The organism is Chloroflexota bacterium, from assembly GCA_016219275.1.
In the GTDB taxonomy this organism is placed as follows: domain Bacteria; phylum Chloroflexota; class Anaerolineae; order UBA4142; family UBA4142; genus JACRBM01.
The window spans coordinates 21417-34896 of record JACRBM010000015.1 but is presented as its reverse complement, the minus strand read 5'-3'; the positions used below and the strand labels follow the sequence as shown (position 1 = coordinate 34896).

Annotated in this window: 14 protein-coding genes; 1 reads left to right on the top strand and 13 read right to left on the bottom strand. The window is 56.9% G+C overall.

The genetic code is table 11. The features are described 5' to 3' along the window. Positions 1-63 precede the first annotated feature (63 nt). The 5 genes from HY868_02395 to HY868_02375 form a co-directional block, all read right to left on the bottom strand. Complete coding sequence (locus HY868_02395; GenBank protein MBI5300960.1) at positions 64-1017, bottom strand: ABC transporter permease; 954 nt, start codon at positions 1015-1017, stop codon at positions 64-66. Then, complete coding sequence (locus HY868_02390; GenBank protein MBI5300959.1) at positions 1017-1997, bottom strand: ABC transporter permease; 981 nt, start codon at positions 1995-1997, stop codon at positions 1017-1019. The genes HY868_02395 and HY868_02390 overlap by 1 nt, the downstream gene beginning before the upstream one ends. Positions 1998-2078: 81 nt before the next feature. Continuing rightward, positions 2079-3791 carry a peptide ABC transporter substrate-binding protein gene (locus tag HY868_02385; protein ID MBI5300958.1) on the bottom strand — a complete coding sequence of 571 codons (1713 nt, stop codon included), beginning with the start codon at positions 3789-3791 and terminating at the stop codon, positions 2079-2081. Positions 3792-3914: 123 nt separating this feature from the next. Continuing rightward, positions 3915-4649 carry a sulfite exporter TauE/SafE family protein gene (locus HY868_02380; protein ID MBI5300957.1) on the bottom strand — a complete coding sequence of 245 codons (735 nt, stop codon included), beginning with the start codon at positions 4647-4649 and terminating at the stop codon, positions 3915-3917. A gap of 149 nt (positions 4650-4798) precedes the next feature. Continuing rightward, positions 4799-5947 (bottom strand): hypothetical protein, encoded by a 1149-nt coding sequence (locus HY868_02375; protein MBI5300956.1) that lies wholly within the window; start codon positions 5945-5947, stop codon positions 4799-4801. A 110-nt stretch (positions 5948-6057) separates the two neighbouring features. On the opposite strand from HY868_02375, the gene HY868_02370 reads away from it, so the two are divergent. Continuing rightward, the gene (locus tag HY868_02370) at positions 6058-7347 is read left to right on the top strand and encodes an MFS transporter (protein ID MBI5300955.1); all 1290 of its coding nucleotides are present in this window, start codon (positions 6058-6060) and stop codon (positions 7345-7347) included. On the opposite strand, the gene HY868_02365 is transcribed toward HY868_02370, so the two are convergent. The 8 genes from HY868_02365 to HY868_02330 form a co-directional block, all read right to left on the bottom strand. Continuing rightward, complete coding sequence (locus HY868_02365) at positions 7344-8198, bottom strand: ABC transporter permease (GenBank protein ID MBI5300954.1); 855 nt, start codon at positions 8196-8198, stop codon at positions 7344-7346. The genes HY868_02370 and HY868_02365 overlap by 4 nt on opposite strands. A gap of 3 nt (positions 8199-8201) precedes the next feature. Next, positions 8202-9104 (bottom strand): ABC transporter permease, encoded by a 903-nt coding sequence (locus tag HY868_02360; GenBank protein ID MBI5300953.1) that lies wholly within the window; start codon positions 9102-9104, stop codon positions 8202-8204. Continuing rightward, positions 9101-10120 carry an ABC transporter ATP-binding protein gene (locus HY868_02355; protein ID MBI5300952.1) on the bottom strand — a complete coding sequence of 340 codons (1020 nt, stop codon included), beginning with the start codon at positions 10118-10120 and terminating at the stop codon, positions 9101-9103. The genes HY868_02360 and HY868_02355 overlap by 4 nt, the downstream gene beginning before the upstream one ends. Before the next feature lie 42 nt (positions 10121-10162). Continuing rightward, positions 10163-10606 carry a DUF4870 domain-containing protein gene (locus HY868_02350; protein ID MBI5300951.1) on the bottom strand — a complete coding sequence of 148 codons (444 nt, stop codon included), beginning with the start codon at positions 10604-10606 and terminating at the stop codon, positions 10163-10165. A 50-nt stretch (positions 10607-10656) separates the two neighbouring features. Beyond that, on the bottom strand, positions 10657-11490 hold the full coding sequence (locus HY868_02345) for an SdpI family protein (protein MBI5300950.1): 834 nt from the start codon (positions 11488-11490) through the stop codon (positions 10657-10659). Positions 11491-11626: 136 nt separating this feature from the next. Beyond that, positions 11627-11842 (bottom strand): DUF4177 domain-containing protein, encoded by a 216-nt coding sequence (locus HY868_02340; protein MBI5300949.1) that lies wholly within the window; start codon positions 11840-11842, stop codon positions 11627-11629. A 1-nt stretch (position 11843) separates the two neighbouring features. Beyond that, complete coding sequence (locus tag HY868_02335) at positions 11844-12779, bottom strand: slipin family protein (protein ID MBI5300948.1); 936 nt, start codon at positions 12777-12779, stop codon at positions 11844-11846. Positions 12780-12791: 12 nt separating this feature from the next. After that, the gene (locus HY868_02330; GenBank protein MBI5300947.1) at positions 12792-13187 is read right to left on the bottom strand and encodes a GntR family transcriptional regulator; all 396 of its coding nucleotides are present in this window, start codon (positions 13185-13187) and stop codon (positions 12792-12794) included. Between the last annotated feature and the right edge of the window lie 293 nt (positions 13188-13480).

The window sequence follows — 13480 nt, the reverse complement described above, 5'->3', positions numbered from 1 at the left end:
TTATGATTTGCGAACTGGAGCCCCACAATCGCCAATTGAAAATCATAAATCGAGAATAGAGATTCAATCCACTTCGGGGTTCAATGCTTGGTTCAACCCATCACCCAGAAAACTAAACGCCAGAACGATCAGCGTAAAGAATGCGCCGGGAATCATCACGAGCCACAACGCTTGCGGATAGATGCGCCAATACCGTCCAGCGTTTTCCGCCATGATGTTGCCCCAACTGGGATTCGGCGGCTGCAAGCCGATGCCGAGGTAACTTAGGTAACCTTCGGATAAGGCGATAAAGCCCATCCCCATCGAAATCGAGACGATGATCGGCGCGAGCGCGTTCGGTAAAATGTGATTCAGAATCAGTTTGCTCGTCGGCACACCGACGGCTTGCGCGCCGATGACGTATTCGCGCTCTTTGACGGTGAGCACTTGACCGCGCACAAAACGCGCCAAGCCCGCCCACCCGACTAAACCGAGCGCGAGAATAACCACGCCATAGTCTAGATAACCACTTCTTGCCAATTCTGTCAAACCCACGTCACGCGCCCAACTGAGCACCGCAGGGCGTACACTCGCCGCGATCAAGAACGTAAAGAGCAAACCGGGGAATGCAAATAGAATATCGCAGGCGCGCATGATCAGGTTGTCCACCCAGCCGCCGATATAACCCGCCAGCGCGCCGAGCGGAACGCCCAGAAGCAGATTGACAACCGTGACCAACAGCACGACAAACGCCGATGATCGCGCGCCGTAAATCAAGCGACTGAGCATATCGCGTCCCAGCGCGTCCGTGCCGAGCCAATGTGCCGCGCTCGGACCTTTTTCGATCAGATCCAAGTTCTGTTTGTCGTACGGATACGGCGCGAGCAGAGGCGCGAGCAATGCCAGCGCAAAAAACGCGATGACAACCAACAAGCCGAGCAACGCGGGAACATCGTGCGCGATTTTCCACAGCAGTTCCATCCAGGGTGACCGCGCGCGTTTGGCGTTGGCTTGAGGAAGGACAGATGCGGCTGCCATTAGGTCCTTCTGATCCGCGGATCAAGAATCGGGTAGAGAAAATCCACGAACATGTTCGCGAACACGTATGCGACCGCGATCATCAAGGTGATCGCCATGATGGTGTAATACTCGCGCGAGGTAAACGCGTCGAACGCAAGCTGACCGATGCCGGGAATGCCGAACCAATTCTCGACGAGGAACGATCCTTCGACCAAGCCGCCTAAACTCAGACCCAGGATCGTCGCGATGGGAATCAGTGCGTTCCGCATGGCGTGGCGCACGATGACGAGTCGCTCGCGCAAACCCTTGGCGCGCGCGGTGCGAACGTAATCTTGTCCCAGCACGTCAATCATGCCGGCGCGCATCTGCCGCGTCAACACCGCGACAAAACTCATAGACTCGATCAGCACCGGCAAAATGACCTTCGCGCTAAAGATACCTTCCCAGCGCCCGGCGACCATCGGCAACATCGGACCGATAGAAAAACTGAGATCCGACGCCGCCAACACCAGGTCGTGCCGACGCGAGAAGATAAACGTGAGGAAGGGCAGGAGAAAGAGCAGTGGAATCGAAACCGCCACCAACGACAACGCGCGCACGGCTAAATCGAACCAGGTGCCGCGATACATACCGGCGAGCAATCCCAATGGAATGCCGATGACGCTACCCAGGAGCATCGCGACTAAATTCAATTGGATCGTGACTGGCAAGCGCTCGGCAATCAACCCGCCGACCGGCTGATCGCGAAACTTGACGAGCGAGTAACCAAAGTTGCCTTGCAACGCGTTGACGACATAGTTGAGATATTGTACGTAAAAGGGTTGATCCAGCCCGTACTCTTGCTTCAAACGCGCAATCGTATCGGGCGTCGCATGCAAACCAACCATCACATTCACTGGGTTGCCCGGACCGTACAACCCAAGCGCAAACGTGATGATCGAGACGAAGAACAGCACCACCGGCAACCACACGAGCCGGCGAATGATAAATGCCCCCATTGGCTTTATACCTGATGACGCGTGGCGAGTGACGCGCGGCAGGTTCGCCGCCACGCGTCACTCGTCATCGCTCACACTTTGCTACTTTGTCAGCGAGACGTAACGCAGACGCGGAATGATCAAGGGCGGGTAGAGCATGTCTTTGACATACGGCTTGGTGAGCCAGTAATCGCGCGAGTACGTCAGCGGCACGATTGGATAATCCGCCAGAATCAATTGCTCGGCTTGTTCGTACAATTTGAAACGCGCGGCGGCATCTTTTTCCAGCGCAGCTTGATCGAGCACCTTGTCCACTTCGGGATTGCCGTACGCCGCCCAGTTTTGGATGCTGTTCGAGCGGAACAGAATATCCAAAAAGTTTTGCGGGTCGGCGTAATCGGCGATCCAGGCAATGTCGAAAACCTGGTATGGATTCTTCGCCGGATCGTTCAACTGATTGATGAACGTTGCCCAATCGGTCTGCTCAATCGAAACGGAGATGCCCAGGTTTTCTTTCAGCATCGCGGTCATCGCTTGCACACCTTGCGGCGTGCTTCCACCGCCACCGCTCGTCGTCCACACGATTTCCGGCAGTTTGCCGGCATACTTGGATTCGCTCAACAACTGCTTGGCTTTGGCAGGATCGAACGCCGTTGCGCCTTTGGGTTCGGTATAGCCCGGCATACCGGGCGGCAATATCGTACTCGCCGGCGACGCCATCTTGCGATACACCACATCCACAAGCTTCTGGCGATCAATCGCGAGCGCGAACGCTTGGCGAACCTTGGGATCGTCGAACGGCGGCTTGCGAACATTGAACACCAAAAAGCCGGTGCTCAACTGCGGATTGATCGAAAGTTCCTTGTTGAGCGGACTGTTCGTATCGCTCACGCGCTCGATGTCGCTGATGCCAATCGGCACGGCTTCCAGATCGCCGTTCTCGTACATCGTCATCGCCGAGCCGCCGCCGAGAATGTACTCGACTGTTTGGACTTGCGGTTTGGGATCGAGGTAGAAACTGTCGTTCTTGGTCAGGAGGATCCGTTGACTGCGCGCGTACTCTTGCAATTTGTAGGGACCAGTGCCGTTCGGTTTGTCGGTCCACGTACGACCGCCGCGTTCGACATTATTCTTGTCCACGACATACGCGGTCGGGAACGTGAGCTTGGCGAGGAAATATGCTTTCGGCGCATCAATCGTGATCGCCAAGGTATAATCGTCCACGACTTTGATGCCGCTCACGTCTTGCGCCTTACGATTGAGTTTTTCTTTGACGCCGACAATATCACCCAGGTAGGTTTCCGCTGTCGGCGAGGCAATCACGGGATTCGTCGTGCGCTCAAGCGAGTATTTGAAATCTTGCGCGGTCACCGGGCGACCATCGTGGAACGTCGCATTCTTGCGAATGGTGAACGTGTACGTCTTGCCGTCATCGCTCACCTTCCAGGTCTCGGCAAGGTCTGGCGCGACCTTGAGATTTCTATCGAGGTATACCAAGCCGCTAAAAATCTCCACCACGTACTCGGCGGACGATGCATCGCCGGTCAGGGCGGGGTCAAGCGTCGGCGGTTCCGCACCCGGTATTCGCAAAGTATTTTTGCCGGCGGCAGACGCGGGTGCACGTGTCGGTACCACCGCGGTACGACCGGGTGCGGCAGGTTGCGCGCCCGGCACAGGATTGGTATTTTGGCTCGTCGCCGGTTGTTGCGACAGGAACAACAATGCGCCTGCGCTCACACACACCGCGCCAATCAGCGCGACGACGAGAATTACAATCACACCAATGAGCCAACGATTGCTACCTTTGTTCTCCATCTTTCCCTCCCATCCGCGCGCTCGTTGCGGAGCGCGAGTCATTGATACGGCGCGCGTTAATTGCGGGCAATGGTACACACGGTTGCCCATCTTGTCAAGCCCATTTGCGCGCCAATCCAAACTTTACACCCCAAGATATGCCATCAGCATCATTCGCACACCGAGTAGAATCAAGAGCGCGAGCACCAGCTGACGAAAGCGCACCGGGTTGATCCATCGTTCGGCATGAAACCCGGCGAGCATCCCAACCGCGATTGCCGGTAAAATCTGCAAATAGTTTTGCAGAACGAACGGCGTCATGTTTCCACTCAACGCGTGACTCGCAATCGTCACCGCGTCGTTGAGCAAAAAGAACATTTGCAAATTTGCTTTGAACTCGGCGGGCGACCACGCGCGACTATCGCCGTAGATGATCACCGCCGGTCCCGAAGTGTTGTACGCGCCTCCCAGCATTCCGGCAATCACGCCGAAACCGAAGGTCAGTTTCCCCTCCGGCAGACGGGGCAATTTCGGCGTAAAGAACGCGTACAACGGATACGCGACGAGCACACTGCCCAGAATCGCCAGAACAACACGCTCGTTGATGAACCGCGCGCCGAGAATGCCGAGTGGAATTCCAATCACCGCGCCAATCATCAATCGCCACAACGCGCGCAGATTGATTGAACCGCGAAAGCGCCAAAACAAAATGGCTTCGAGCGTGCCGGCAAACAACGCGACGAGCGGCGACGCCGAACGGATGCCGATCACCGCCGGCAAGAACGCCATTGTCACCAGTCCCGAACCAAAACCGGTTAAACTTTGCGTGAACGTCGCGAGCAAGACCACGGTGAAAACAATCAGCGAACTCACATCCAATTTTGCGCGCGCTCCTCAATAGAATACGTTCTCCAACGTCAATAGGTTTGCAGTATACACGAACCGGCGCGGCGAACCAAATTCATTTAGTACACAAAGAGTCCAGGTTTCTTGGAGAAACCTGGACTCGGGCATCGGCGTGAGAACCATCAGCGCGTGGCGGCGAAATCAATAAAGGCTTGCCAACACGATGCCGGATCATCACTATTCTTAATGGAATTGGTCACGACCCGTCCGCTGTTCGGGTCCGACAATGGCTTGCCCGCCACATCCGTAACCCAGACGTAAAAGGTACCCGGATATGGTCCATTTGCCCGGATGACAAACGTGTAATACCCCGGACTCTTATCTTTTCCCGTCACGATGGTTTGAATTATAGTGCCGCCGGGCGAAGCGCCGAGTGATACGCGCGCTCCATACACCTCGCCAACCAAACTGTTGACCGTCCCTTCGATATACGTCCCACCAGAATGTTGGCAACCCCGGAAAATGGATGTGAACAAGTATGGACTCGTCGTGATGGTTGGAGATGCCAAAGGACGCGGTGTGCGCGTGGGCAATACGCGCGTTGCCTTGGGTGTTTGAGTAGCGGTTGCCGTCGCGGGCGGAGTACTCGTCGCCGTCGCGGTGCGCGTGGGAGTCAACGTCCATGTGGCGGGCCATTCTGCTTTAGCCGTTACTTTGCGCGGCGTCGCGGTTGGAAATGCGGCGGCAAATAGAGGACTGTTGACAAAGCCAACCCAGCCAAGCGAGCAGCAGAAAACAAGTGCGCTGACAACGCCAACCATGATCGGACGACGTTGTTGGTTGAGACTGTTCAGAAAACGCTCCGGCGCCGGCTTGGTTTGAGCGGATGGCTCGAGTTCAGGGCTTGACTCTGTAGGAACCGATCCGCTTTCCTCGAACGCATGCCGTAGCGATTTTGCAATCGCATCGCCGGCGCGGTTCGCTTCCGAGTCAGGCACAACAGATTGATCGGAACTGCCATCTGACTTTTGTCCCGACAACCAAGCCGACTCAGGACTGGATTCTTCCGGTTGATCCGGCGATGCGGTGCCGCGCAACCACGCCGGCGCGGACTCTGGCAGCGCGTCTGCCGTCTGATCCGCCGGCGATGAATCGCGCAGCCAAGCCGGTTCGGCTTCCGATCCGGCATCGCTAGACTGATCCATTAAGGCGGCGAAGCGCAGCAAAGCGACTTGATCAATTTGCGCGGTTTCATCACCGGGCGAATCGTCGCGCTTGGTTGATCGCGCTTTGCCATCAATCGTATCTTGCCGATCGTCTAGCTTGAGCATAGCCACACCGCCTGAACCTGGCATCCCAAAATCCACTGCTTACATTTGTCATCTTAATCCGGTTCTGATAAAGTAGCAATCGGATTCTAGTACCGTCACGGGAATAGGACTTGTGGCTAGTCCGCGAACACACGAACCCGAGTGAGGTGCAGAGTCTGATCGAATTTCGTCTACCGACACTAAACCATTCACGCTTACCTGGGTCAACCATGCTGAATCAACTCGGACTCAATCGCAATCTCGTCATCTTGTGCGCGACGATGTATCTCAATGTGTTCGCGCGATTTATGTGGGACGCGATCTTGCCGCTGCACCTGCGCGCGCTCGGCGCGAACGCGCAAGAGATCGGACTCGCGTTCACCGGCATTTTCATTGCGCGCACCTTCTTCGCGATGGTCGGCGGCGCGCTCGCCGATCGGTTTGGGCGCGCGCGGCTCGCGGGTGTGCTCACTTTTTTGATGGGTGTGTTTCTAACCGGCGCGGGGCTGAGCGCCGATTGGCAGATGACTGTCGCCGCGCTCATCGCGATGAACGCGTTCAGTTCGATGCAATGGCCCCCTCTATCCGCGCTCATCACCGAATCGTCCGGCGAAGAGCACGCAGCACGTTCGTACAGTTTCACGGAAGCGTCGGTCCTGTTCGGCTTGATTACCGGTCCACTCATCGGAGCGGGATTGCTCGGCATTTTCGGTGTGTCCACTCTGATCATCTTGTCAGGCATCATCACCGCACTCACCGGCATCGTCCGCTTCTGGGGATTGCGTGAGACCGTGCGAAAAACTCCGACGAGCACGCGCTTGAATCTACGCGCGGCGTTGACGCGCAATCTGTTGTGGATCATCGTGCTGGGCGCGCTGTTCGCGTTCGCGAACGCGCTAACCTTCGGTCCATTCTTTGCGATTCTCGCACGCGACGCGTGGGGCAACACCGAAGCCGAAATCAATTTGCTGTTTTCGGTCGGCAGCGCCGCCGCGCTCGTCGGTATTTTGCTGGGGCGCACGAGCACGCGTTTCGGCGCGCGGCGCGTGCTCGCGCTGAGTGCGCTCGGCATGGGCATCAGCGCGGCGTTGTGGGGACTCGCGCCAACGTGGCAGTGGGGCATCGTTCCACTCGTCATCGCGTTCGTCGCGAGCGAATCACTCTTCATCGCACAGGCAAGCATCCAAGCCGCCGTCACGACGCGCGAATCGCGCTCGTCGGTGTACGGACTCATCTCGACGACGACCGGCTTGGTCGGCGGATTCGCGCCGACGATTGGCGCGTGGTTCATCACGCTCGGAGGAAACGCGGTTCCCTTCCTCGCCGCCGGTCTCGCCGGCTTGCTCATCATCGCGGCGGTGATGCCAGTAAAAACGCAAGACCCGCAGGGTCGCTTGCGCGAAAACCCTGCAGGTCTTTAGAATTCAGCGAGACTGCCGGTGATTCGGGCGCGTCGTTCCGCAAGGTGATAGACCCAGTAACCGATCAGCGGCGACAAAATGCCAAATGCGATAACGATCGGGATTTCGATTTCAATCGGCGCGAGTTCGGGATAGCCGCGCGGATAACCCATCAACGTCGAGCGGAACGCGTCCACGGCGTAACTGAGCGGCAGCGCGCGTGAGATCGGTTGCAATACATCGGGCAGCGCGCGAAACGGAAAAAACATGCCGCACAAAATCATAAAACCAAATTCGAGCAAGTTCGCGGTCGTCTGCGCGGATTCCTTGACGAGCAACGTGTAGCCGGCGAACGCAAACCCGATGCCGAACGTGCCGGACAAGGTGAACAACAACAAGAACGCGGCGAGCCAGGCGTTGTTGAACGGCAAGCGACCCAGGAATGTTTGCACGAACGCGACGGCGGCAATCGAGAGCGCACCCGTCCACAGCACAATCGTTGTCACGCGCGACACGAGCGACGCGAACTTGGACGCCGGCGTGAGATACAACGATTCGAGCGTGCCTTGATACTGCTCCTCGCGAATGTTGTACCCAATCGTCCAGAGCGTATCGCTCACGAACATGAACAAGATGAAACCGTACATCATCACCGCGCCCGAACCGCCCGCCTCACCCGAACCGCTTCCGCGCGGCTCGAACATGATCGCGGCAAACGTGAACACGAGGATGATGAGAAAAATTTGCGCGAAGCTCGTGATAAAATCCACCGGATAGCGCGTCATCACCGTCACTTGCTTACGCACCATCGCGAGATAAATTTGGAAATTGGAAATTAGAGCTTGGCGATTGGAGATTGTGGTATTTGGCATTCTTCAAAACTCACCAATGCCGGCGCCGCGTTGCACGTCGCGTTCGGTGCGCGTGAACAGCCAATACCCGACCCAGGGCGCGAGCACGCAGAACACACCCAGCATCGCCAGATCCAAATACCAACGTTCGAAGAAAAATCCAACGCCGAGCAGACTTGCGCGCACGCCGTTGTTCATCCATGTTGGTGGAAACATCAACGCAACCATTTTGAGCCAGGGTGGGAAAATCGCGATTGGAAAGAACAAGCCCATCAAAAACGATGCCGCCCACTGCGCGAGTCGAATCAGCGCGTTCGCTTCTTTCACGCGTAAAATTATCGCGCCGTACAGCAAGCTAATGCCGAACAGCGGAATCAATCCGACAAGAATGAACACGAGCGCGAGCAGAATGTCGCCTTGCAGCGGATTGACGCGAAACACGAGTGAGCCGAGCGTGAAGGCGAGAATAAAATTGAGCGTCATCCGCAAATTGCCGTACAGCGCGATACCCGCGAGAATCGCGCCGCGTCCGGTCGGCGCGAGGTACAGCGCCTCGAGCGTTCCAGTCTCTTGTTCGCGGCGCAACCAATAACCGACGTTCCACATCGTCCCGCTCACCATCATAAACACGTTCGAGCCGATGAGCAGATACGCAACGTAATTCGCGGTGCCGGTATTTTGCTGAAAGTTCGCCGCCGCTTGCGCCGCGCCGCCGCCAATCGCTTGCCCCAGCAAAATCGGCATCGCCGCGATAAACGTCGGCATGATGATGTCGAGCAAGCGCCAGCCCGGATAGCGCGACATGACGCGCACACGCATCATCACGACTGCCCAGATGAGGCGGAATTTGTTCGCGAACGAGAATCGCGTCAACGATGCGCTCATTGCGACGAATTGGTTTATTGGCACATTGGGCAATCGGCTCATTTCACCCGCGTATCTTCCGCCAGCGTTCGCCCGGTTTTCGCGATGAACACATCTTCGAGCGTCACTTCGGTCGGCGCGATTTGCTCGAGCACCGCGCCATTGTCCATCAACGCGCGAATCAACAGCGGCAAGAGCGCGCGCGGATTCGGACTAACGACGACCAACTCTTGCAATCCATTATTGGACGATAATGCCGCGCTCGCCACGCCGTCAATCGCATGCACCGCGCGTAGCGCGTCCTCCGGAATCACTCCCTCGACTTTGGTCACGCCCTCGCGATTCAAACTCGCTTTCAGTTCGGCAATCGTGCCAAGCGCGATCACTTGTCCGCGATCAATGATCGCGACGCGGTCGCACAACTCTTCCGCCTCGCTCATCACGTGCGTCGTGTAAACGACCGTGCGCCCCTGCCGATTCAATTCGCGCACGATGCCGCGCAACTCGCGCGCGCTCGGCAAGTCGAGCGTGTTCGTCGGCTCGTCCAGGATCAGGATCGGCGCGTCGTTGAGCAACGCTTTAGCGAACGCCAGTTTCATCTTTTGCCCGGACGAGAACGTCTCGACCGCGCGATCAATAATGTCGCCAAGATTCAAGAGCGCGATGATTTTATCGGCTTGGCGTTTACACACATCCGGCGGAATCTGGTACAGCGCGCCAAAGAATTCGAGATTCTCGCGTCCGGTCAGTTTCCAGTACAGCCCGCGCTCGCCCATCAACATGCAACCGATACTCGCACGAATCGCGTTCTCGTCACGTTCGAGTTGATAGCCGTTGAGCCACGCGGTGCCGTGCGTCGGCAAGAGCAAAGTCGTCAGACATTTGATCAACGTCGTCTTGCCCGCGCCGTTGGGACCGAGCAAGCCGAACGATTCGCCGGGGAAAATGTCGAGGTTGACATCTTTGAGTGCGGAGATTTCTTTCACGCGCGAGCGAAACAGCCCTGCGCGTTCTTTCGACTGGTAAACTTTGCCCAGTCCGTGAATTTTGATGATCGGTTCCATAACGACTGGCATCATAAAGCAAAACCCCGTATTCTGCAAGAGTACGGGGTTTTGCTTTCATTTGATGTGCTCGCCGATCAACCAGTACGAAAAATCTTTGCCGTGCCACACTTGCCACGCGGCGTACAGTCCGTACAAAAACCACGCGAACATCACGGCGAACGGCGCCAGGATCAACCCGAACGCGGGAATCATCGTGTATGCCATCAGCGGTTCGGGGTGTTGTGGATTGATCAGCACCGGCACAAAGATCGAACCCGTGAAGAGCACGCCCCAGCCAATCCATAACGCCAATGCGATGACGATGCCCAGCAGTTGATACACCGTCGCTTGTAACGCGTGACGCGCGGCAAAGTTCGATTTGCCGCGTTGCGTAATCCAAATCAATGCGGCGAGCACCACACCCAGGATGCCGCGACTGAATACTCCTAGCAAAATACTCGCGTGCGCCAACGTCGCGTTCAATCGTTCGTCGCGCGTAATTGTATTTTCCCTCAACATCGTAACCTCGCTTTCTCTACACCCCTATCTACGCAAATGTCGTATTCCGGTTACACCTTGCGTCGTGCGAGCACAAAGAACAGCGCGATCAAAATCGCGATGAACGGAATCAGCATCCACAAAAAGAGCGACAAGGGAAACAGATGCGCGCCGCGCAGGTTGAACGCAATCGTGTCCGCCGTCGCGGCAAGAATGATCAGATTCGTCAGCGCGAACGCGATGCTCATATACGTCAAACCGCGTGCCGGGTCAATCTGCCAATGCGCGCCCCACCGTCCGAACGCGACAAGCGGCTCGCGCGTCGCGAGCAGAACGACGCCGACGTTGATCGCGAGCATCAGCAAGCCCAGCCCGACAATCATTTCGACAAAACTCGCGCGCGACATCCAGCCGTTCGGCTGTTCGTTGATGTTAAAGTGCGTCGCCATCCGCGCTTGGGGCAACAGGGGGTAAAAATACGCGAGCAACGCGATCAGGATCAAAAACGTGACGAGCACCGGCGTGATGTACGCCCAGCGAAATTTCACTGGCGCGATTGCGCGTGCGATCGGCTCGCCCAACGCGAGACGCCGCGCGTACACAAACATCACGACGACCGAACCGAGCAACGTCACGAACATCACGCCGGTCAGAATCGCAACTCCTGGTTGTTCCGCAATACCCAGCCCCCACAAAATCAACGCGAGCACCAAAAGCAACACGCCAATCGCCGCGAGCAACGCGCCGCCAAACCGATTCGATTTGTCCCACACCGCGCGGCTCGCATACGAATATCCGACGCGCACGCCAAAGATCGGGTTCGGTCCAACGCGCGGCGCGAACACGTACGTTGCCGCGCCCGCGATAAAAAGAATCGCCCCCATCATTAGACCAAAATTCAACATCGTGCCTCCAAGTTGCGGACGGCGGATAGCGGATAGCGAATATCAGATGGCGAATGGCGAATGGCAAATAGCGTATCGCGTATCGCGTATTGTGCATCACTATCCGTTATCCGCTTATCCGTTTCCACTCCGTTATCTACCCTGGCATCGAACGTTGCCGCCGCGTCGCGAGTGTGAGCGGTCGCTTGGCGACAATCGTTACCTTGCCGCTTCCTTCCGGCGTGTACACATTGATCGCCTCCCAGCCCTCTTCGCCCCACTCGTTCAGCGTCGCTTCGATTTGTTCGTCGCCGGTGCCCCAGAACCGCCCAATCGTCTGAACACGATATTCCCAGCCCGCTCGTTCGCTCATGTCATCCTCGCACTTCTTTGGACGCGTTTTGCGCGAGCGCCGTCAATCCGCTCAACCCACCGAGATTCATCGTATCCACCGCGCTACTCGGCACGATCACGAGCGCGCCTTTTTCTTTCAGTCCTTCGAACAGCATATTCATCGCGCGCAAATGCAACGCAGTCGGATTGCCCGAGTACGCCTGCGCCGCGTCCGCGAAACTCGCCGCGATCTGTTTTTCCGATTCGCCGAGGATCACGCGCGCCTGGCGCTCGCGTTCTGCTTGCGCTTGGCGACTCATCGCGTCTTCAAGCTCTTGCGGAATGATGACATCGCGAATCTCGACCGATTGGACGGTCACGCCCCAGGGCGTCGTGCGTTGATCAATGATCGTCTGCAATTCCGCGTCAATCTTTTCGCGCCCGACGAGAATATCCGCGAGCATCATCTTGCCGATAATGTCGCGCAACGCGGTCTGCGCCGCCCACGAAATCGCGTCGCGATAATTTTCCACTTCGAGCGCGGCTTTTTGCGCGTCCCACACAATCCAGAACAGGACAGCGTCCACATCCACCGGCACCGTGTCGCGCGTGAGTGTGCGTTCCGCTTTGAACGGCGTTACCATCACGCGTTGATCCACCCAGGTCGGCGCGGTTTCGACGATCGGTACGATCCAGAACATGCCCGGACCCGCAAGTCGCTTGAATTTACCAAAGCGGAGAACGATGGCGCGTTCCCATTGATTCGCGATCTTGAGCGCGAATAAAAAGTACACGCCGACGACGAGCGCGAGCAACATCCAAATCGGCGCTTGGTTCCGCGCGAATTCCCCGGTGAGCGCGCTCGCCGCGACGCCGATCAAGAGAATCACGGTGAATAACGCGCCCGCGACTGGGTTGGTTTGCCGCAGTTCGGCGAGCGAACGCGTGCGTTTGATCAAATCTGTCTTGTTTGCCATTTTGAATTCCTCCTATGCTTTTTTGATGCGCGCCCAACGCGTGATTTGCGCGTCGAACGATTCACGAACTTCGTCGAGCGTGTACCCCAAACTCAACGCCTTGCCAACCGCGCCGTCCATCAGCGCTTTCAACTGTTCCTGCCGCACGCGCGACAAGTGCACGCTGTCCGGTTTTTCGCGCACATACGTGCCGCGCCCCTGTTGGGTGGTGATCACGCTATCGCTGTCGAGCAAATCGTACGCGCGCGCAACCGTATTCGGATTGATCCGCAAGTTCGTCGCGAGTTCGCGCACCGTCGGCAGTTGCTCGCCGGGCTTTAGCTTTCCCGTCGCCACTTGATGCTTGATCGAATGGACGACCTGCAAGTAGATCGGTACCGCGCTGTCCGGGTCAATTCGCAGTTCCATTGCCCGCCTTTCGGAATTGTACTATTTCAACTAGTACAATTATAACACACCTTGTCAAGGACAAAAAACTGGCGATCACGTACAAGGGTGTCATTGCGTCGCTTCGCTCGCAAGGACAGTTCAAAGCAGAGTAACTACTCAGCCAACCCACATTTACGCCGATGAAAACAAATTTATCCGCGAATAACGCGAATTGCGCGAATAAGAAGAAAAAAATTGCGAAGATTCGCGTAATTCGCGGATAAAGGAACGATGGCTGAGTAGTTACAAAGCAGATAAAAAAACGCGGCGCA

Coding starts and splice junctions, on each gene's coding strand:
- HY868_02365 (MBI5300954.1), bottom strand. CDS start 8,198: ATGCCAAATACCACAATCTCCAATCGCCAAGCTCTAATTTCCAATTTC.
- HY868_02340 (MBI5300949.1), bottom strand. CDS start 11,842: ATGAGCGAACGAGCGGGCTGGGAATATCGTGTTCAGACGATTGGGCGG.
- HY868_02360 (MBI5300953.1), bottom strand. CDS start 9,104: ATGAGCCGATTGCCCAATGTGCCAATAAACCAATTCGTCGCAATGAGC.
- HY868_02350 (MBI5300951.1), bottom strand. CDS start 10,606: ATGTTGAGGGAAAATACAATTACGCGCGACGAACGATTGAACGCGACG.
- HY868_02375 (MBI5300956.1), bottom strand. CDS start 5,947: ATGCTCAAGCTAGACGATCGGCAAGATACGATTGATGGCAAAGCGCGA.
- HY868_02355 (MBI5300952.1), bottom strand. CDS start 10,120: ATGATGCCAGTCGTTATGGAACCGATCATCAAAATTCACGGACTGGGC.
- HY868_02390 (MBI5300959.1), bottom strand. CDS start 1,997: ATGGGGGCATTTATCATTCGCCGGCTCGTGTGGTTGCCGGTGGTGCTG.
- HY868_02335 (MBI5300948.1), bottom strand. CDS start 12,779: ATGGCAAACAAGACAGATTTGATCAAACGCACGCGTTCGCTCGCCGAA.
- HY868_02345 (MBI5300950.1), bottom strand. CDS start 11,490: ATGTTGAATTTTGGTCTAATGATGGGGGCGATTCTTTTTATCGCGGGC.
- HY868_02385 (MBI5300958.1), bottom strand. CDS start 3,791: ATGGAGAACAAAGGTAGCAATCGTTGGCTCATTGGTGTGATTGTAATT.
- HY868_02330 (MBI5300947.1), bottom strand. CDS start 13,187: ATGGAACTGCGAATTGACCCGGACAGCGCGGTACCGATCTACTTGCAG.
- HY868_02395 (MBI5300960.1), bottom strand. CDS start 1,017: ATGGCAGCCGCATCTGTCCTTCCTCAAGCCAACGCCAAACGCGCGCGG.